Annotated in this window: 18 protein-coding genes and 1 other RNA gene; 15 read left to right on the top strand and 4 right to left on the bottom strand. The window is 61.5% G+C overall.

Annotated features, from left to right (window positions below; all coding sequences use genetic code 11):
- Positions 1–3 precede the first annotated feature (3 nt).
- The 6 genes from rpsI (at position 4) to BJQ17_RS03720 (ending at position 4,424) form a co-directional block, all read left to right on the top strand.
- Positions 4–396 (top strand): 30S ribosomal protein S9, encoded by a 393-nt coding sequence (rpsI, locus tag BJQ17_RS03745; protein ID WP_003251821.1) that lies wholly within the window; start codon positions 4–6, stop codon positions 394–396.
- Positions 397–658: 262 nt separating this feature from the next.
- Positions 659–1,252 carry a ubiquinol-cytochrome c reductase iron-sulfur subunit gene (gene petA / locus BJQ17_RS03740; protein ID WP_003251823.1) on the top strand — a complete coding sequence of 198 codons (594 nt, stop codon included), beginning with the start codon at positions 659–661 and terminating at the stop codon, positions 1,250–1,252.
- Positions 1,252–2,463, top strand: coding sequence for a cytochrome bc complex cytochrome b subunit (locus tag BJQ17_RS03735; RefSeq protein ID WP_003251825.1), 1,212 nt, complete (start codon positions 1,252–1,254; stop codon positions 2,461–2,463). The genes petA and BJQ17_RS03735 overlap by 1 nt, the downstream gene beginning before the upstream one ends.
- Positions 2,463–3,242, top strand: coding sequence for a cytochrome c1 (locus BJQ17_RS03730; protein ID WP_003251826.1), 780 nt, complete (start codon positions 2,463–2,465; stop codon positions 3,240–3,242). Before BJQ17_RS03735 ends, BJQ17_RS03730 begins: the two co-directional genes overlap by 1 nt.
- 116 nt (positions 3,243–3,358) lie before the next feature.
- Positions 3,359–3,982: a glutathione S-transferase N-terminal domain-containing protein gene (locus BJQ17_RS03725; RefSeq protein WP_003251828.1), complete on the top strand. Its 624-nt coding sequence runs from the start codon at positions 3,359–3,361 to the stop codon at positions 3,980–3,982.
- 10 nt (positions 3,983–3,992) lie between these two features.
- Positions 3,993–4,424 carry a ClpXP protease specificity-enhancing factor gene (locus BJQ17_RS03720; RefSeq protein WP_003251830.1) on the top strand — a complete coding sequence of 144 codons (432 nt, stop codon included), beginning with the start codon at positions 3,993–3,995 and terminating at the stop codon, positions 4,422–4,424.
- Between the two features lie 60 nt (positions 4,425–4,484).
- Here BJQ17_RS03720 and BJQ17_RS03715 read toward each other — a convergent pair whose 3' ends face one another.
- From BJQ17_RS03715 to BJQ17_RS03700, 4 genes are all read right to left on the bottom strand, one after another.
- Positions 4,485–5,063, bottom strand: a complete 579-nt coding sequence (locus tag BJQ17_RS03715; RefSeq protein WP_004575118.1) for a BON domain-containing protein — start codon at positions 5,061–5,063, stop codon at positions 4,485–4,487.
- Positions 5,060–5,653: a phosphoheptose isomerase gene (locus tag BJQ17_RS03710; RefSeq protein WP_012053657.1), complete on the bottom strand. Its 594-nt coding sequence runs from the start codon at positions 5,651–5,653 to the stop codon at positions 5,060–5,062. Before BJQ17_RS03710 ends, BJQ17_RS03715 begins: the two co-directional genes overlap by 4 nt.
- An 86-nt stretch (positions 5,654–5,739) precedes the next feature.
- Positions 5,740–6,111, bottom strand: coding sequence for a YraN family protein (locus BJQ17_RS03705; protein WP_012053656.1), 372 nt, complete (start codon positions 6,109–6,111; stop codon positions 5,740–5,742).
- A complete protein-coding gene (locus BJQ17_RS03700; protein WP_070095543.1) occupies positions 6,111–7,928 on the bottom strand; it encodes a penicillin-binding protein activator in 1,818 nt (605 codons plus the stop codon). The genes BJQ17_RS03705 and BJQ17_RS03700 overlap by 1 nt, the downstream gene beginning before the upstream one ends.
- A 186-nt stretch (positions 7,929–8,114) precedes the next feature.
- On the opposite strand from BJQ17_RS03700, the gene rsmI reads away from it, so the two are divergent.
- From rsmI to mraY, 9 genes are all read left to right on the top strand, one after another.
- A complete protein-coding gene (rsmI, locus tag BJQ17_RS03695; RefSeq protein WP_003251840.1) occupies positions 8,115–8,990 on the top strand; it encodes a 16S rRNA (cytidine(1402)-2'-O)-methyltransferase in 876 nt (291 codons plus the stop codon).
- A gap of 67 nt (positions 8,991–9,057) precedes the next feature.
- An RNA gene (rnpB, locus tag BJQ17_RS03690) (RNase P RNA component class A) lies at positions 9,058–9,433 on the top strand.
- Between the two features lie 308 nt (positions 9,434–9,741).
- Positions 9,742–10,197, top strand: coding sequence for a division/cell wall cluster transcriptional repressor MraZ (mraZ, locus tag BJQ17_RS03685; protein ID WP_004575120.1), 456 nt, complete (start codon positions 9,742–9,744; stop codon positions 10,195–10,197).
- Complete coding sequence (gene rsmH, locus BJQ17_RS03680) at positions 10,194–11,141, top strand: 16S rRNA (cytosine(1402)-N(4))-methyltransferase RsmH (RefSeq protein WP_003251843.1); 948 nt, start codon at positions 10,194–10,196, stop codon at positions 11,139–11,141. Before mraZ ends, rsmH begins: the two co-directional genes overlap by 4 nt.
- On the top strand, positions 11,138–11,431 hold the full coding sequence (gene ftsL / locus BJQ17_RS03675) for a cell division protein FtsL (RefSeq protein ID WP_003251845.1): 294 nt from the start codon (positions 11,138–11,140) through the stop codon (positions 11,429–11,431). The genes rsmH and ftsL overlap by 4 nt, the downstream gene beginning before the upstream one ends.
- On the top strand, positions 11,431–13,176 hold the full coding sequence (locus BJQ17_RS03670; RefSeq protein WP_167398619.1) for a penicillin-binding protein 2: 1,746 nt from the start codon (positions 11,431–11,433) through the stop codon (positions 13,174–13,176). Before ftsL ends, BJQ17_RS03670 begins: the two co-directional genes overlap by 1 nt.
- Positions 13,173–14,663, top strand: a complete 1,491-nt coding sequence (locus BJQ17_RS03665) for a UDP-N-acetylmuramoyl-L-alanyl-D-glutamate--2,6-diaminopimelate ligase (protein WP_175442708.1) — start codon at positions 13,173–13,175, stop codon at positions 14,661–14,663. Before BJQ17_RS03670 ends, BJQ17_RS03665 begins: the two co-directional genes overlap by 4 nt.
- Positions 14,656–16,023: a UDP-N-acetylmuramoyl-tripeptide--D-alanyl-D-alanine ligase gene (gene murF / locus BJQ17_RS03660; protein ID WP_054888615.1), complete on the top strand. Its 1,368-nt coding sequence runs from the start codon at positions 14,656–14,658 to the stop codon at positions 16,021–16,023. Before BJQ17_RS03665 ends, murF begins: the two co-directional genes overlap by 8 nt.
- Positions 16,023–17,105: a phospho-N-acetylmuramoyl-pentapeptide-transferase gene (gene mraY, locus BJQ17_RS03655; RefSeq protein ID WP_003251852.1), complete on the top strand. Its 1,083-nt coding sequence runs from the start codon at positions 16,023–16,025 to the stop codon at positions 17,103–17,105. The genes murF and mraY overlap by 1 nt, the downstream gene beginning before the upstream one ends.
- Positions 17,106–17,108: the final 3 nt, after the last annotated feature.

Genomic DNA, 17,108 nt, shown 5'->3' with positions numbered 1-17,108 from the left:
ATTATGTCGGCGACTCAAAATTACGGCACTGGCCGTCGCAAGACCGCAACCGCTCGCGTATTCCTGCGTCCGGGTACTGGTAACATTTCCATCAACAACCGTTCTCTGGACGTGTTCTTCGGTCGCGAAACCGCTCGCATGGTTGTTCGCCAGCCGCTCGAGCTGACTGAATCCGTTGAGAAATTCGACATCTACGTCACCGTTTCCGGTGGTGGTGTCAGCGGTCAGGCCGGTGCGATCCGTCACGGTATCACCCGCGCTCTGATGGAATACGACGAAACCCTGCGTGGCGCTCTGCGTCGTGCTGGCTACGTCACCCGCGACGCTCGTGAAGTTGAGCGTAAGAAAGTGGGTCTGCGTAAAGCGCGTAAGCGTCCTCAGTACTCCAAGCGTTAATACCGCTTCGGCAGTCGAAAAAAGCCCGGTTCCTTGGAACCGGGCTTTTTTTTTAGCCTTGAACTAACCTGTCAGCAGTCAGTGGCCGCTTGTCGCATAGACGTAGATCAAGCAAAGCGTGGGTTGTCGCCCTTGCCGGGGTAATCACCTTGTCAGTGTGTGGATTTGTTTCTTACCATGGCGGCCAATTTTTAGTGCCATTGACACAACCTAAGTACAGGCCAGGTCCAACTGGCCAAGCAAGCTGATGGGAGAGGACTGAATGAGCAATGACGGCGTCAACGCAGGCCGGCGCCGCTTCCTCGTAGCCGCGACATCCGTGGTCGGGGCGGCGGGGGCAGTGGGGGCTGCGGTACCGTTCGTGGGGTCATGGTTTCCCAGTGCCAAGGCGAAAGCCGCGGGTGCACCGGTGAAGGTCAACATCGCCAAGGTCGAGGCGGGGCAGCAGATGGTGGCCGAGTGGCGTGGCCAGCCCGTATTCATTGTGCGGCGAACGGAGGAAATCCTTGGCAATCTGAAAAAAATCACGGGTGACCTGTCCGACCCCGAGTCCAAGGCCTCGGTACAGCCAGCGTACGTCGACCCTGAGGTTCGCTCGATCAAGCCGGAAATTCTTATTCTCGTCGGCCTGTGCACGCACCTGGGCTGCTCGCCCACCTTCCGACCAGAGGTGGCGCCCGCCGACCTTGGGCCGAAGTGGGTAGGTGGTTACTTCTGCCCATGCCACGGCTCTCACTATGACCTGGCTGGCCGTGTCTACAAGTCCCAGCCAGCGCCTCTCAACCTGCCCGTGCCACCGCACTCTTATGAGTCGGACGAGATCATCGTCATTGGCGTCGACCAGGAGAACGCATGATGAGCAAGTTCATGGACTGGATTGATGCTCGCTTCCCCGCCACCAAGATGTGGGAAGACCACCTCAGCAAGTATTACGCACCCAAGAACTTCAACTTCCTGTACTTCTTCGGCTCCCTGGCATTGCTGGTGCTGGTCAACCAGATCGTGACCGGCGTGTGGCTGACCATGAGCTTCACGCCCTCGGCGGAAGAGGCGTTTGCCTCGGTCGAGTACATCATGCGCGACGTGGAATACGGCTGGATTCTGCGCTACCTGCACTCCACGGGGGCGTCAGCGTTCTTCATCGTGGTCTACCTGCACATGTTCCGCGGCCTGCTCTATGGCTCCTATCAGAAGCCACGCGAGCTGGTCTGGCTGTTCGGCATGCTGATCTATCTGGCGCTGATGGCTGAAGCGTTCATGGGCTACCTGCTGCCATGGGGGCAGATGTCGTACTGGGGCGCCCAGGTGATCATCTCGCTGTTCGGTGCCATCCCGGTGATCGGTGATGACCTTACCCAGTGGATCCGTGGTGACTACCTGATCTCGGGCATCACCCTGAACCGCTTCTTCGCCCTGCATGTGGTTGCCCTGCCAATCGTGATTCTTGGCCTGGTGGTACTGCACATCCTCGCCTTGCACGAAGTGGGTTCGAACAACCCTGATGGCGTCGACATCAAGAAGAAAAAGGACGAAAACGGTATTCCGCTGGATGGTATTCCGTTCCACCCGTACTACACCGTCAAAGACATTGTCGGCGTGGTGGTGTTCCTGTTCGTGTTCTGCGCTGTGGTGTTCTTCTTCCCTGAAATGGGCGGTTACTTCCTCGAGAAACCTAACTTCGAGCAGGCCAACGCCTTCAAGACCCCAGAGCACATCGCGCCGGTGTGGTACTTCACACCGTTCTACGCAATCCTGCGTGCGGTGCCTGACAAGCTGATGGGCGTCATTGCCATGGGGGCGGCCATCGCCGTGCTGTTCGTACTGCCCTGGCTCGACCGCAGCCCAGTGCGTTCCATGCGTTACAAGGGCTGGATCAGCAAGGTCTTCCTGCTGGTGTTCTGCGTGGCCTTCGTCATCCTCGGCGTGCTGGGCGTACTGGCACCGACACCTGGGCGTACCTTGTTGTCGCAGGTATGCACGGTGCTGTACTTCGCCTACTTCCTGCTGATGCCGTTCTACACAAGGCTTGAGAAGACCAAACCGGTTCCGGAAAGGGTGACTGGCTGATGAAAAAGTTGATTGCAGTATTTTTGCTGGCAGTGATGCCTGCCTTTTCCTTCGCTGCCGAAACTGGCCTGGAGCTGGACAAGGTCGATATCGATCTGACTGACAAGGCCGCCATGCAGGACGGTGCGCGTACCTTCGCCAACTATTGCATGGGGTGTCACAGTGCCAAGTTCCAGCGTTACGAGCGGGTGGCTGATGACCTGGGTATCCCGCATGAATTGATGCTCGAGAAGCTGGTGTTCACGGGCGCCAAGATTGGTGACCACATGCAGATCGGCATGAAGCCCAGCGACGCCAAGACCTGGTTTGGTGCCGCGCCGCCCGACCTGACCTTGGTCGCCCGCGTGCGCGGTACCGATTGGCTTTACACCTACCTGCGCAGCTTCTATGAGGACCCATCGCGCCCTTACGGGGTGAACAACAAGGTGTTCCCGAACGTCGGCATGCCTAACGTGCTGGTGGGTCTGCAAGGTAACCAGGTGGTGGGTTGCAAGCAGGTGCAGACGGTGGTCGAGGGCAAGAAGCAATTCGACCCGTTGACCGGCAGCCCGTTGACCCATGAAGCTTGCGATCAGCTGACCATTACGCCGAATTCCGGTACCCTGACGACCGAGCAGTTCGACGAGAAGGTCAAGAACCTTGTGACCTTCCTGGCCTATTCGGCCAACCCAGTCAAACTGGAAAGCCAGCGCATCGGCACCTATGTGTTGCTGTACCTGGCTTTCTTCTTCGTATTCGCCTACTTGCTCAAGCGTGAATACTGGAAGGACGTGCACTGATCACGCAGTAGTTTCTGGTTGTTGAACGCGCCCGGGGTGGCCTAGCAGTATTGCCAGGCCACCCCGGGCGCGTTTTCATTTAAAGTTGCACAAGCATCCGTGCGAGGAGCCGCTACATGGGCGCAACCAACAGGTTAGCCTGCTATTCCGATCCCGCTGATCACTATTCTCATCGGGTGCGCCTGGTTCTGGCCGAGAAGGGCGTCAGCGTGCAGTTGATCGATGTCGATCCCGCCCGCCTGCCGCCGAAGCTGGCCGAGGTCAACCCTTATGGCAGCGTGCCGACCTTGGTCGACCGTGACCTGGCGTTGTATGAATCGACCGTGGTGATGGAATACCTCGAGGAGCGTTACCCGCACCCGCCGCTGATGCCGGTATACCCGGTTGCGCGTGGCAACAGCCGTCTGCTGATGCACCGCATCCAGCGCGACTGGTGTGCCTTGGCCGATACCGTGCTTGACCCGCGTAGCAGTGAAGCTGCCCGAACCGAAGCGCGCAAGGCCTTGCGCGAAAGCCTGACCGGGGTCTCGCCGTTGTTTGGCGAGTTCGCCTGCTTCATGAGTGATGAGCAAAGCCTGGTCGATTGCTGTCTATTGCCCATACTCTGGCGTTTGCCGGTGTTGGGTATCGAATTGCCGCGGCAAGCCAAGCCGCTGCTGGATTACATGGAGCGCCAGTTCGCCCGCGAGCCTTTTCAGGCGAGCCTGTCCTCCGTAGAACGTGAAATGCGCAAGCTTTAAGGAGCCGTTGATGAACTCCAGTCGCCCCTATCTGGTTCGAGCACTGTACGAGTGGATCGTCGACAACGATTGCACGCCCCATATGCTGGTCAATGCCGAATTCCCGAAAGTTCAGGTGCCGGATGGTTTCGCCAGTGATGGCCAGATCGTCTTGAATATCTCGCCAAGTGCCGTGCGTAGCCTGCACATGGACAATGACGCAGTCAGCTTCGAGGGCCGCTTCAGTGGTGTGGCTCACTCGCTGTTCGTGCCGGTTGGTGCAATCCTGGGTATCTACGCCCGCGAAAATGGCCAGGGTATGGTCTTCGAGCTGGAGCCGTCTTCGATGGATGGCGACGAGCTGGAAGACGATGATGTGCAGCCGGATGACGATGGCCCGCCAGACGATGGAGGGCAGCCGCCGCGTCCGACTGGCCGGCCAAGCCTGAAAGTGGTCAAGTAACAAAAAAGGCGATCCAGATGGATCGCCTTTTTTGTTTGGCCTGTCCAGGCAATCACTGAGTCAATCGATGTACTCGAACAGCTTGACGATCTTCTGCACGCCCGACACGCCCTGCACCACGGCAGTGGCCGAGTTGGCTTCTTGGCGGGTGACCAGACCCAGCAGGTAGACGATGCCGTTTTCGGTAATCACCTTGATGCGCGAGCTGGGCACGGCGTTGTCGGTCAGCATCTGGGTCTTGATCTTGGTGGTCAGCCAGGCGTCGTTGTTGCGCGCCAGAATGGAGGAGGGCTGCATCACTTGCAGCTCATTGTGTACTTTCTTGACCCGTTGGACCTGGCTGGCCGTTTGCTCCGCGAGGCTCTTGAGCTCGGCGCGTGGGGTCTGCCCGGCCAGCAGGACGATACCGTTGTAGCTGCTGACAACGATGTGCGAGCCCTTGTCCAGGTCTGGGTTGGCTTTGGAAATGTTCACGGCAGCCTTGGTCTCGATCAGCGAGTCGTCGATCTTGCTACCGATGGTGCGCGTGCCGCGATCGTCCTCGATCGGCGAATTGCGGGTAGAGGTGAGTACCGAGCTGCAACCAGTGACGCTCAGGCACAGGGTCAGGGCCATCAGGCCCAGGCGCATAGGGGTCATTCTTCACTCCCGAACAGTTGGCTGTCGATCAGATCGCACAGGCAGTGGATCGCCAGCAGGTGGACTTCCTGGATACGCGCGGTAACTGTCGAAGGCACGCGGATTTCCACGTCTTCGGGCAGCAGCAGCGAAGCCATGCCGCCGCCATCGCGACCCGTCAATGCTACGACAATCATTTCACGGTCATGTGCGGCCTGGATTGCCTGGATTACGTTGGCCGAATTGCCGCTGGTGGAGATCGCCAGCAGAACGTCACCGGGCTGGCCCAGGGCGCGGATCTGCTTGGAAAAGACTTCGTTGTAGCTGTAGTCGTTGGCGATCGAGGTCAGGGTCGAGCTGTCGGTGGTCAGCGCGATGGCTGGCAGGCTGGGACGCTCGCGCTCGAAGCGGTTGAGCAGCTCCGATGAAAAGTGCTGGGCATCGCCGGCCGAGCCGCCGTTGCCGCAGGCGAGCATCTTGCCCTCGTTGAGCAACGCATTGACCATGACCAGGCTGGCCTGCTCGATGTGCGGTGCCAGGATGTCCATTGCCTGTTGCTTGGTTTCGATGCTGGCCTCGAACAGCCGGCGAATTCGGGATTGCATGTCCATCTGGTGACCTTAAATGGGGCGGTGGCCTTTGCTAGGCGCAACAACGACCAGCCCGCGATACATAGAGCAAAAAAAACGAAGTGGGTTCAGCATTCGAAGGCGTTTTTCAGCCATTGAAGCGGTCTGCCTGCATGGTGGCTACCCTGCAGGGCGACTACGTCGAAGCGGCAGGGGTGGTTGCCCCAGTGGGCCTCCTTCTGCAGGAACAGGCTGGCGGCAAGCACCAACCGTTTCTGCTTGCGCCCGTCGATACTGTCGAGGGCGCCTCCGAAGCCCGCGTGCAACCGGTAGCGGACTTCGACGAATACTACTGTATCGGCGTCGAGCATGACCAGATCAAGCTCGCCGCCTTTGCATCGCCAGTTGCGCGCCAGCAACTGCAGCCCTTGCCCCTGAAGGTACTCAAGGGCTTGGGTTTCTGCCGCTTGCCCGGCACGGGTAGGCGATGCTGCGGCCATCAGCGCGCGGTATCAGGCAGGCGCTTGACCTGGCCGCCGCTAAACTCGGCCCAAGGCAGCTGGCGTTCGACGCGCTGGTTGGCATTGATGCTCAGGCTGCCCGAAAGGCCAAGGACGCGGTTGTCCGGTAGCGCTTTCAGTTGGCCCAGGCGCGGCGCCAGGCTGTAGGCGTCAACGCCCATGGCATACAGGCGACCGAGGCTGCCAGCGGCTTGCGGCCACTGCTGTACAACCTGTTGACGCAGGCTGTTGCTGGTGTCGAGCAGCCACGGTGTTTCACAGAAGCGGATGCCGTTCATGTCATTGTACTGGTTGATGTCACCGCTGGCGCTGTACAGGTTCGAGGTGGCATAGACCGGCACATCACCGGCGTACTGGAAGTTCAGGGTCGGCTTGATCTGCTGCGCCTGTTGTGGGGTCGAGGCGAGGAAGATGAAGTCGATGTCCTGGCGGCGCGAAGGTTGTGCAGCGATGCTGCCGCCCACCGTGCTTTGCAGGCTCTTGGCGCGGCCTTCGCTCTGGCGCAGCTGGAACAGGTCGGCAATCTGCTGGGCCAGGGCGACCGGCTGGGCGATGCGCTGGGCGGCGAGCAGGGTTCCGCCATTGCCTTCCCAGTCCTGGCGGAAGGCGGCCAGGACACGGTCACCCCATTCGCCGCTCGGCACCAGGGCTACGGCGCGGACCATGCCATCGGCGCGGGCGCGGCGGGCCACTTCACGGGCTTCGTCTTCGGCCGCCAGACCGAACTGGAACAGTTGTGGCGGCGCCTTCTGGCCAGCGTCGGCGTAGTTCAGGGCCAGCGTGGTGATCGGCAGCTGTGGTTTGGCGGCCAGTTGTTTGACCAATGGTTTTTCAAGCGGGCCGATGACCAGTTGCACGCCGGCGGCTTGCGCCTGGCGATAGAAGTCGTCCAGCGAGCCGATACGCGAGCTGTCGAACACCTGCACCGCAGGCGCTGGCTGGCCGCTTTGCTGGGCCTGGAAGTGGGCGGCCATGAAGCCATCGCGCAGGGCGCGGGCTACGCCGGCCAGCGGGCCTTCCTGAGGCAGCAGCAGGGCGATCTTGGTCAGCGGCTGGCTGGCCAGCTCCTTGAGCTTGGTCAGGGCCAGCGGCAGTTGCTGGGCGGCAGGGTGGTCCGGGTGCTGTTTGACCCAGGCTTCGATGGCCGCTTGCTGCTGCTCCAGGGTGCCAGCGCTTTTCACGGCGAAGGCCAGGCTGGTCCAGCCAGCCAGGGTCTGATCGTTGGTTGGCTGCTGCAGTTGCTCTGCAGGCAGCGAGGCGACCAAGGCCCAGATGGCGTCATTGTTGGTGCTGGCGGCCTGGCCGCCAAGCAGCGGGGCCAGCAGAATGCGCTGCTGTGCGGCAGCCAGGGCCTGGCCATCGGCTTCGAGCGCGGCGGCGTGCACACTGTAGGTGCGCGCTTGCAGTTCTGCCGGCAGTTCTGCGAGGCGCTGCAGGCTGGGGTGGGCCAGGGCGGTCAGCGCTGCTTTGGGCTGGTTGCGGCTCATGGCCAGTTCCGCCGCGAGGGTGCTGGCGAACACTTGCTGGGCCGGCTTGAGCGTGTCCAGCGGGACCTGCTCGAGAATGCGTGCGGCGCGTGGGAAGTCCTTCTGCTTGTAGGCCAGGTCGGCCGCGCTCAGGCGCAGCAGGGCGGCGTCTTCTGCAGACTTGCTGGAAGCGGCCTTTTCGAGCAGTTGCTCGATGCTGGCATCCGGGGTGCGTGGCAGTTCGCCCAGGCTGGATGAGGGCGAGCTGGCGCAGGCTGCCAGCAGGGCGGCGAGGCAGAGGGCTGTGAGCAGCCGCAGGCAAGCGATCATGTAAAGGTCCTGTTACTCGATCAAGTTGGCCGGCAATTGTACCCAAGCACTGGCCGGGGCGCGATGTTGCTGTGTCGATCCTTCACTATAGGCGGCGTGTTCCTGATCGCCGGCGAGTTTCTTTGCGCCCTGTTGCAGGCGCTCGGGCTACAATGGCGCCTTTGATCCGAATGACAGGTGTGCGCAGTGACTGATGTGGCAGGGGCTTCGAAATCCGCGGTGGGGACGCTGTATGTGGTGGCAACCCCCATCGGCAACCTCGACGACATGAGCGCCCGGGCGCTGAAGGTGCTGGCGGATGTGGCGCTGATCGCCGCCGAAGACACCCGTCATTCGATCCGCCTGCTGCAACACTTTGGCATTGATACGCCGTTGGCCGCTTGTCATGAGCACAACGAGCGTGACGAGGGCGGGCGTTTTCTCTCCAAGCTGCTGGCGGGTGAAAATGTGGCGCTCGTCTCTGATGCCGGCACGCCTCTGATTTCCGACCCGGGCTACCACTTGGTGCGTCAGGCGCGGGCCGCGGGGGTGAGCGTGGTGCCGGTGCCGGGCGCCTGTGCCTTGATCGCCGCGCTATCGGCGGCAGGCCTGCCATCGGACCGCTTCATCTTCGAAGGCTTCCTGCCGGCCAAGCAGGCAGGGCGCCGGGCGCGCCTGGAGCAGGTGAGGGAAGAACCGCGCACGTTGATCTTCTATGAAGCCCCGCATCGCATCCTGGAGTGTCTTGAAGACATGGAGGCGGTATTTGGTGGCGATCGTCCGGCGTTGCTGGCGCGCGAACTGACCAAGACCTTCGAGACCCTCAAGGGTTTGCCGCTGGCTGAGTTGCGTGCGTTCGTAGCCGGCGACAGCAATCAGCAGCGCGGTGAGTGCGTGGTGCTGGTCGGCGGATGGAGTGCGCCGGAGGGCGAGCAGGCCATCAGTGCCGAAGCACAGCGCGTGCTCGACCTGCTGTTGGCTGAGTTGCCACTGAAGCGGGCGGCGGCGCTTGCAGCGGAAATTACCGGGGTGCGCAAGAACCTCTTGTATCAACTTGCCCTGGAAAAGCAGAAAGCCGAGTAGTGGCATTTTGATATAAATGTCGGTGGCGCTTGTTCTTGCGCGCGCGTGCCGGTAACCTTGGCGGCGGAGAGTCGATCGGACAGTCGCTGCCTGTTTTTGTTCCGCAACTTTTTGTTGTGTGAGCAGCAGGGGGAGGAAAGTCCGGGCTCCATAGGGCAGAGTGCCAGGTAACGCCTGGGAGGCGTGAGCCTACGGAAAGTGCCACAGAAAATAACCGCCTAAGCACTTCGGTGCCGGTAAGGGTGAAAAGGTGCGGTAAGAGCGCACCGCACGGCTGGCAACAGTTCGTGGCTAGGTAAACCCCACTCGGAGCAAGACCAAATAGGGTTCCATCAGGCGTGGCCCGCGTCGGAACCGGGTAGGTTGCTAGAGGCGTCCAGTGATGGCCGTCGTAGAGGAATGACTGTCCTCGACAAAACCCGGCTTACAGATCGACTCTCCACCTTTCTTTCCCTGCTTGAATCGATAGCAGATCCTCTCTGGTAATACCGAAAAAATCTTACTCTTAATAAATTACTTTAACTTCGAACTCCATTCGTTTGCGTGGGTTTGATTTTTCTCGTGTTTTTCTCTCTCTGGCAGTCCTTCCACATTCCGTTGTTGCGCTAAATCTCGGTCCTGTAAGGCTTTTCCTTATGAACGTGCCTTGACGGTGCTGCGGGCGGATTCCTATAGTGTGCGCAAGTGGCAGAAAGTGGGATGAAGTGGGTTTTCTGACACAAAAAAGCTAACATTGTGGGGAATCACAGCCGTGTTCCGCGGAGCCAACGCCGTCAGCCTCGATGCAAAGGGCCGTCTCGCCATGCCGAGCCGGTACCGTGACGAGCTCGACTCACGTTGCAATGGTCAACTGATCGTGACCATTGACGCCGTAGACCCCTGCTTGTGTGTTTATCCCCTCGATGAGTGGGAACAGATAGAAGCCAAGTTGCGTGCCTTGCCATCGTTGCGTGAGGAAAACCGCCGCCTGCAGCGTTTGCTGATCGGTAATGCGGTTGACCTGGAGCTCGATGGCAGCGGGCGTTTCCTGGTGCCGCCCCGCCTGCGTGAGTACGCCAAGCTCGACAAGAAGGCGATGCTGGTGGGGCAACTGAACAAATTCCAGCTGTGGGATGAAGATGCCTGGAACGCGGTTTCGGCAGCTGACCTTGCAGCTATTCAACAACCGGGCGCCATGCCCGACGAATTGCGTGACCTGATCCTGTGACCATAGATAGCGGCTTCAACCACATTACCGTCCTGCTCGACGAAGCTGTCGAGGCATTGGCCCTGCGCGCCGACGGTTGCTATCTGGACGGCACTTTCGGCCGTGGCGGACACAGCCGTCTGATTCTCAGCAAGCTCGGGCCGCAAGGGCGGCTCTTGGGCTTCGACAAAGATCCACAGGCGATTGCCACGGGGCAAGCGCTGGCGGCCGAAGACGGCCGCTTTGTCATTGTGCAGCGCAGTTTTGCCGAGCTGGGTGCGGAAGTCGCAGCGCGCGGCCTGCACGGCAAGGTCAGTGGTGTGTTGCTGGACCTGGGCGTGTCCTCGCCGCAGCTGGATGACCCAGAGCGTGGCTTCAGCTTCCTCAATGATGGCCCGCTGGACATGCGCATGAACCCGGACCAGGGCATCAGTGCCGCCGAGTTCATCGCCACTGCGCCCGTGGAAGAAATCGCCCGCGTCTTCAAGGAGTACGGCGAAGAACGTTTTGCCGGGCGCATGGCGCGTGCCGTGGTCGAGCGCCGTGAAAAACAGCCCTTCACCCGTACCGCCGACCTGGCGGAGGTGCTCAAAGTGGCCAACCCGGCATGGGAAAAGGGCAAGAACCCGGCTACCCGTGCCTTCCAGGGCCTTCGCATTCACGTCAACAACGAGCTGGGTGACCTGGAGGCCGGCCTTGAGGCTGCGCTCGATGCGCTCGAAGTCGGTGGTCGCCTGGCGGTCATCAGTTTCCACTCGCTGGAAGATCGTATCGTCAAACTGTTCATGCGCAAGCTGGTGAAGGGTGAGGCCGACAACCTGCCGCGCAACCTGCCGGTTCAGCACAAGGTCTTCGAGCCGAAAATCAAACTCATCGGCAAGGCTCAGTTCGCCTCCGAGGCCGAGCTCAAGGCCAACCCGCGGTCGCGTAGCGCCGTGATGCGCGTGGCGGAGAAGCTGCGGTGAGCAGGCTACTTGCCAAACCCTTGCCAGGCGGAAGCTTCCTGATGCTTCTGCTGTTTGTCGGCGTGCTGGTTTCGGCCATTGCCGTGTCCTACAGTGCGCACTGGAACCGTCAACTGCTCAACACCCTGTACGGTGAATTGAACGAGCGCGACAAGGCTCAGGCCGAGTGGGGCCGGCTGATTCTTGAGCAGAGTACCTGGACTGCTGCCAGCCGCATCGAGAGCCTGGCCTCCGAGCAGTTGAAGATGCGCGTGCCATCAGCTGACGAAGTCCGGATGGTGGCGCCATGATGAAGCTCGAAGGCGCACTCTACCCGTGGCGCTTCCGCGTAGTGATCGGCTTGCTGGCGATCATGGTCGGCGCCATTTGCTGGCGCATCATCGACCTCCAGGTGGTTGACCGTGACTTCCTCAAGGGCCAGGGCGATGCACGCAGCCTGCGTCACATCCCCATCCCGGCGCACCGCGGCTTGATTACCGACCGCAACGGTGAGCCGTTGGCCGTGAGTACCCCGGTCACCACCTTGTGGGCCAACCCCAAAGAGATGCAGGCCTCCAGGGAGCGCTGGCCGCAATTGGCCGCTGCGCTGGGGCAAAACCCGCAGCAGTTGATCGAGCGCCTGACCCAGCAGGCCAACAAAGAGTTCATCTACCTGGTCCGGGGGCTGACCCCCGAGCAGGGCCAGCACGTGCTCGACCTTAAAGTGCCTGGTGTGTACGGCCTGGAAGAATTCCGCCGCTTCTATCCGGCTGGTGATGTGACTGCACACATGGTTGGCTTTACCGACCTCGACGACCACGGTCGTGAAGGGGTGGAGCTGGCCTATGACGAGTGGCTGGCCGGTGTGCCCGGCAAGCGCCAGGTGATCAAGGACCGGCGCGGCCGGCTGATCAAGGACATTCAGGTAACCAAGAACGCCAAGGCCGGGAAGACCTTGGCGTTGTCGATAGACCTGCGCCTGCAGTACCTGGCTACCCGCGAGCTGCGCAATGCCATTGCCGAACAGGACGCCAAGGCCGGCAGCCTGGTGATCATGGACGTCAAGACCGGTGAGGTCCTGGCCATGGTCAACCAGCCGACCTACAACCCCAACAACCGCCGTAGCATGTTCCCGGCGGCCATGCGCAACCGGGCGATCATCGACGTGTTCGAGCCGGGCTCCACGGTCAAGCCGATCTCCATGAGTGCGGCGTTGCAGAGCGGCCGCTGGAAGACTACCGACAAGGTCGAGGTGTACCCTGGCAGCCTGCAGATCGGTCGTTACACCATCAAGGACGTGTCGCGCAGCGAGGGCCCGATTCTTGATTTGACCGGCATCCTGATCAACTCCAGTAACGTTGGCATGAGCAAGATCGCCTTCGACATCGGCGGCGAGGCCATCTACCGCGTCATGTCCCAGGTCGGCCTGGGCCAGTACACCGGTCTTGGCTTCCCGGGTGAGCGTGTCGGCAACCTGCCCAACCACCGTGAGTGGCGCAAGGCCGAGACCGCAACCCTGTCCTATGGCTACGGCGTATCGGTGACTGCCCTGCAGCTGGTGCATGCCTACGCGGCGCTGGCCAACGACGGCAAGATGGTGCCGCTGTCGATCATCAAGGTCGACAAGGCGCCGGAAGCCGTGCAGGCCATTCCGAAGGATGTCGCCGAAACCGTTCAAGGCATGCTGCAGCAGGTGATCGAAGCGCCGCGCGGCGTCTTCCGTGCCCAGGTGCCGTTCTATCACGTGGCCGGCAAGTCCGGCACCGCGCGTAAGGCCACCGTGGGTGCCAAGGGATACACCGAAAACGCCTACCGCTCGCTGTTCGCCGGCTTCGGGCCAATGAGCGACCCGCGCTACGCCATCGTTGTGGTCATCGACGAGCCGGGCAAGGGCGGCTACTTCGGTGGTCTGGTATCGGCGCCTGTATTCAGCAAGGTCATGTCCGGCACCCTGCGCCTGATGAACGTGCCGCCAGACAACCTGCCGCCACCTGCACCTGCACCCGCCGTGCAATCGCAAGTCAATGCAGCAGCCGCCAAGGGAGGGCGTGGATGATGACAATGCCACTAAGCAAACTTTTCGCCCACGCCAGCCGTGATCCATTGATTCGTGAGCTGACCCTGGACAGCCGTAATGTGCGCCCGGGTGACTTGTTCCTGGCGGTGCCGGGTGCCAAGGTCGATGGCCGCGAGCATATCGCCGATGCCCTGGCCCGTGGCGCTGCCGCCGTGGCCTACGAAGAGCAGGGTGCCAACGTGCTGCCGCTGACCGATGCGCCGCTGATTCCGGTCAAAGGCCTGATCGCTCAGCTGTCAGATATCGCCGGGCGCTTCTACGGTGAACCGAGTCGCCAGTTGAATCTGGTCGGCGTGACCGGCACCAACGGCAAGACAAGCGTGACCCAACTGGTAGCCCAGGCGCTCGACCTGCTTGGCCAGCGCTGCGGCCTGATTGGCACCCTGGGGACCGGTTTCTACGGCGAGTTGCAGAGCGGCCGCCTGACCACGCCCGACCCGATTGCCGTGCAATCGACCCTCAACGACCTCAAGAAAGGCGGCGCCAAGGCCGTGGCCATGGAAGTGTCTTCCCATGCCCTGGAGCAAGGCCGGGTTGCCGCACTGGAATTCGACATCGCGGTGATGACCAACCTGTCCCGCGACCACCTCGACTATCACGGCAGCATGGAAGCCTATGAGTCCGCCAAGGCCAAGCTGTTCGCCTGGCCGAGCCTGCGTTGCCAGGTGGTCAACCTGGATGACGACTTTGGTCGTCGTCTGGCGGCCGACTTTGCGCGTCGCCCGAGTGTCGACCATATCGAAACCCGGCTGCTGAGCTACAGCCTGGAAAACCCTGAAGCCTCGCTGTTCTGCCGCGAAGCCGTATTCAGTGACGATGGCGTGCGCGCCACCCTCGTCACCGCCCAAGGTGAGCGTATCTTGCGCAGCCAACTGCTGGGTCGCTTCAACCTGAGCAACATGCTGGCCGCTGTCGCGACCCTGCTGGCGCTGGACTATGCGCTGGACGAGATCCTCAAGGTCACGCCGCAACTGCAGGGGCCGGTAGGCCGCATGCAGCGCCTGGGTGGCGGCGACAAGCCGCTGGTGGTGGTCGACTATGCGCACACGCCGGATGCACTTGAAAAAGTACTCGAGGCCCTGCGCCCGCACGCTCATGGCAAACTGTTGTGCCTGTTCGGCTGCGGCGGTGACCGTGATCGCGGCAAGCGCCCGCTGATGGCCGAAGTGGCCGAGCGCCTGGCCGACCGCGTACTGGTCACCGACGACAACCCGCGCACTGAAGATCCGTCGCGCATCTTCGATGACATTCGCCCCGGTTTCACCAGGCCTGGCGACGTCGAGTTCGTCGCCGGGCGTGGCGAAGCCATTGCGCACCTGATTGCCACCGCCGCTGCCAACGATGTGATCGTGCTGGCCGGCAAGGGGCACGAGGATTACCAGGAGATCAATGGCGAGCGCCATGATTTCTCCGATTTGACCGAAGCCGAAAAGGCACTTGCAGCCTGGGAGGCTCCACATGCTTAAGCCGTTGTCACTCAGCCAGCTGACCACAGCACTGAAGGGTCAACACATCGGTGGCGACGCCACGTTCACCGGCGTCAGCATCGATAGCCGCAGTGTCAGCGCCGGGCAACTGTTCGTCGCCCTGGCCGGCCCGCGTTTCGATGGCCATGACTACCTGGCGGATGTGAAAGCCAAAGGCGCAGTGGCTGCCCTGGTCGAGCGTGAAGTGGTCGGTGTCGACCTGCCGCAGTTGCTGGTCAAGGATTGCCGGGTAGCACTGGGTCAGCTCGGCGCCCTGAACCGCGCGGCTTTCGACAAGCCTGTAGTGGCCATTACCGGTTCCAGCGGCAAGACCACGGTCAAGGAAATGCTCGCCAGCATCCTGCGTACCCGTGGCCTGGTGCACGCTACCCGCGGCAACTTGAACAATGACCTCGGTGCACCGCTGACACTGCTGGAGATCGCATCGGAGCACAGCGCAGCAGTGATCGAACTGGGCGCCTCGCGCATTGGCGAAATCCGCTACACCGTGGGCCTGACGCAACCGCAGGTGGTCATCATCAACAATGCCGGTACTGCCCACGTTGGCGAATTCGGCGGCCCGGACAAGATCGTCGAAGCCAAGGGCGAGATTCTCGAAGGCCTGGGCGAAGGCGGTATTGCCATTCTCAACCTGGACGACAAAGCCTTTGATATCTGGAAGGTGCGTGCCGGTGCGCACAAGGTTGTCAGTTTCGCACGCAGCAACCCGAAGGCCGATTTCCACGCTTCAGACATTGGTCGCGATGCCCGTGGCTGCCCGTCCTTCACCCTGCATGGCGCCGGTGAAACGGTAGCCGTGCAACTCAATGTGCTGGGTGAGCACAACGTCAGCAATGCCTTGGCCGCCGCCGCCGCTGCACATGCCGTTGGTCTGAGCCTGAGCGGCATCGCCGCCGGCCTGGCTGCGGTGCAACCGGTCAAGGGGCGTACCGTGGCGCAGATCGCGCCGAACGGGGTACGGGTAATCGACGACAGTTACAACGCAAATCCCACCTCTATGTGCGCAGCCATTGATATACTCGCCGGCTTTTCCGGACGCACCGTTCTGGTGCTTGGGGATATCGGCGAATTGGGGCAATGGGCGGAAGAAGGCCACCGTCAGGTGGGTGACTACGCGCGTGGCAAGGTCGACGCCCTGTACGCAGTGGGTTCCAACATGACACATGCGGTCAAGGCGTTCGGCGCCAATGGCCGCCATTTCGCTACTCAAGCTGAGCTGATCGATGCGGTTAGCGCCGAGAATGCCAGTGACACCACTATCTTGATCAAGGGCTCGCGCAGCGCTGCGATGGAAAACGTCGTAGCGGCATTGTGCGGTGCCAGCGGGGAGAAACATTAATGCTGCTGCTGTTGGCCGAGTATCTGCAACAGTTCCACAAAGGCTTTGCGGTCTTTCAGTACCTGTCCCTGCGCGGGATTCTTGGCGTACTGACCGCATTGTCCCTGGCGCTGTGGCTGGGCCCCTGGATGATCCGTACCCTGCAAATTCGCCAGATCGGCCAGGCCGTGCGTAACGACGGCCCGCAATCGCACCTGTCCAAGTCCGGCACCCCGACCATGGGTGGTGCGCTGATCCTGTCGGCCATCGCCGTCAGCACCTTGCTGTGGGCCGACCTGAGCAACCGCTATGTTTGGGTTGTGCTGATCGTCACCCTGGCGTTCGGTGCCATTGGCTGGGTCGATGACTACCGCAAGGTGATCGAAAAGAACTCCCGTGGCCTTCCAAGCCGCTGGAAGTACTTCTGGCAGTCGGTGTTCGGCCTGGCGGCGGCAGTGTTCCTGTACAAGACGGCGCCAACCAGCGTCGAGACCACGCTGATCCTGCCGTTCATCAAGGATGTCACCATTCCACTGGGCGTCGGCTTCGTCGTACTGACCTACTTCGTCATTGTCGGCTCGAGCAACGCGGTCAACCTCACCGATGGCCTTGACGGCCTGGCAATCATGCCGACGGTGATGGTCGGCGGCGCGCTGGGCATCTTCTGCTACCTGTCGGGTAACGTGAAGTTTGCCGAGTACCTGTTGATCCCCTACGTGCCGGGCTCGGGCGAGCTGATCGTGTTCTGCGGCGCGCTGATCGGTGCCGGCCTGGGCTTCCTGTGGTTCAACACATACCCGGCGCAAGTGTTCATGGGTGACGTCGGCGCGCTGGCGCTGGGCGCCGCGCTGGGCACCATCGCCGTCATCGTGCGCCAGGAAATCGTGCTGTTCATCATGGGCGGCATCTTCGTGGTGGAAACCCTGTCGGTGGTCATCCAGGTCGCTTCCTTCAAGCTGACCGGCAAGCGCGTGTTCCGCATGGCGCCGATCCACCACCACTTTGAACTCAAGGGCTGGCCAGAGCCCCGGGTGATCGTCCGATTCTGGATCATCACCGTGATCCTGGTACTGATTGGCCTTGCAACCCTGAAACTGAGGTAGATG

The organism is Pseudomonas sp. NBRC 111139 (assembly GCF_001753955.1).
Taxonomy (GTDB): domain Bacteria; phylum Pseudomonadota; class Gammaproteobacteria; order Pseudomonadales; family Pseudomonadaceae; genus Aquipseudomonas; species Aquipseudomonas alloputida.
This window is presented reverse-complemented; position numbering and strand designations above follow the sequence as displayed.

Coding starts and splice junctions, on each gene's coding strand:
- rpsI (WP_003251821.1), top strand. CDS start 4: ATGTCGGCGACTCAAAATTACGGCACTGGCCGTCGCAAGACCGCAACC.
- petA (WP_003251823.1), top strand. CDS start 659: ATGAGCAATGACGGCGTCAACGCAGGCCGGCGCCGCTTCCTCGTAGCC.
- BJQ17_RS03735 (WP_003251825.1), top strand. CDS start 1,252: ATGAGCAAGTTCATGGACTGGATTGATGCTCGCTTCCCCGCCACCAAG.
- BJQ17_RS03730 (WP_003251826.1), top strand. CDS start 2,463: ATGAAAAAGTTGATTGCAGTATTTTTGCTGGCAGTGATGCCTGCCTTT.
- BJQ17_RS03725 (WP_003251828.1), top strand. CDS start 3,359: ATGGGCGCAACCAACAGGTTAGCCTGCTATTCCGATCCCGCTGATCAC.
- BJQ17_RS03720 (WP_003251830.1), top strand. CDS start 3,993: ATGAACTCCAGTCGCCCCTATCTGGTTCGAGCACTGTACGAGTGGATC.
- BJQ17_RS03715 (WP_004575118.1), bottom strand. CDS start 5,063: ATGACCCCTATGCGCCTGGGCCTGATGGCCCTGACCCTGTGCCTGAGC.
- BJQ17_RS03710 (WP_012053657.1), bottom strand. CDS start 5,653: ATGGACATGCAATCCCGAATTCGCCGGCTGTTCGAGGCCAGCATCGAA.
- BJQ17_RS03705 (WP_012053656.1), bottom strand. CDS start 6,111: ATGGCCGCAGCATCGCCTACCCGTGCCGGGCAAGCGGCAGAAACCCAA.
- BJQ17_RS03700 (WP_070095543.1), bottom strand. CDS start 7,928: ATGATCGCTTGCCTGCGGCTGCTCACAGCCCTCTGCCTCGCCGCCCTG.
- BJQ17_RS03670 (WP_167398619.1), top strand. CDS start 11,431: ATGAAGCTCGAAGGCGCACTCTACCCGTGGCGCTTCCGCGTAGTGATC.
- BJQ17_RS03665 (WP_175442708.1), top strand. CDS start 13,173: ATGATGACAATGCCACTAAGCAAACTTTTCGCCCACGCCAGCCGTGAT.
- murF (WP_054888615.1), top strand. CDS start 14,656: ATGCTTAAGCCGTTGTCACTCAGCCAGCTGACCACAGCACTGAAGGGT.
- mraY (WP_003251852.1), top strand. CDS start 16,023: ATGCTGCTGCTGTTGGCCGAGTATCTGCAACAGTTCCACAAAGGCTTT.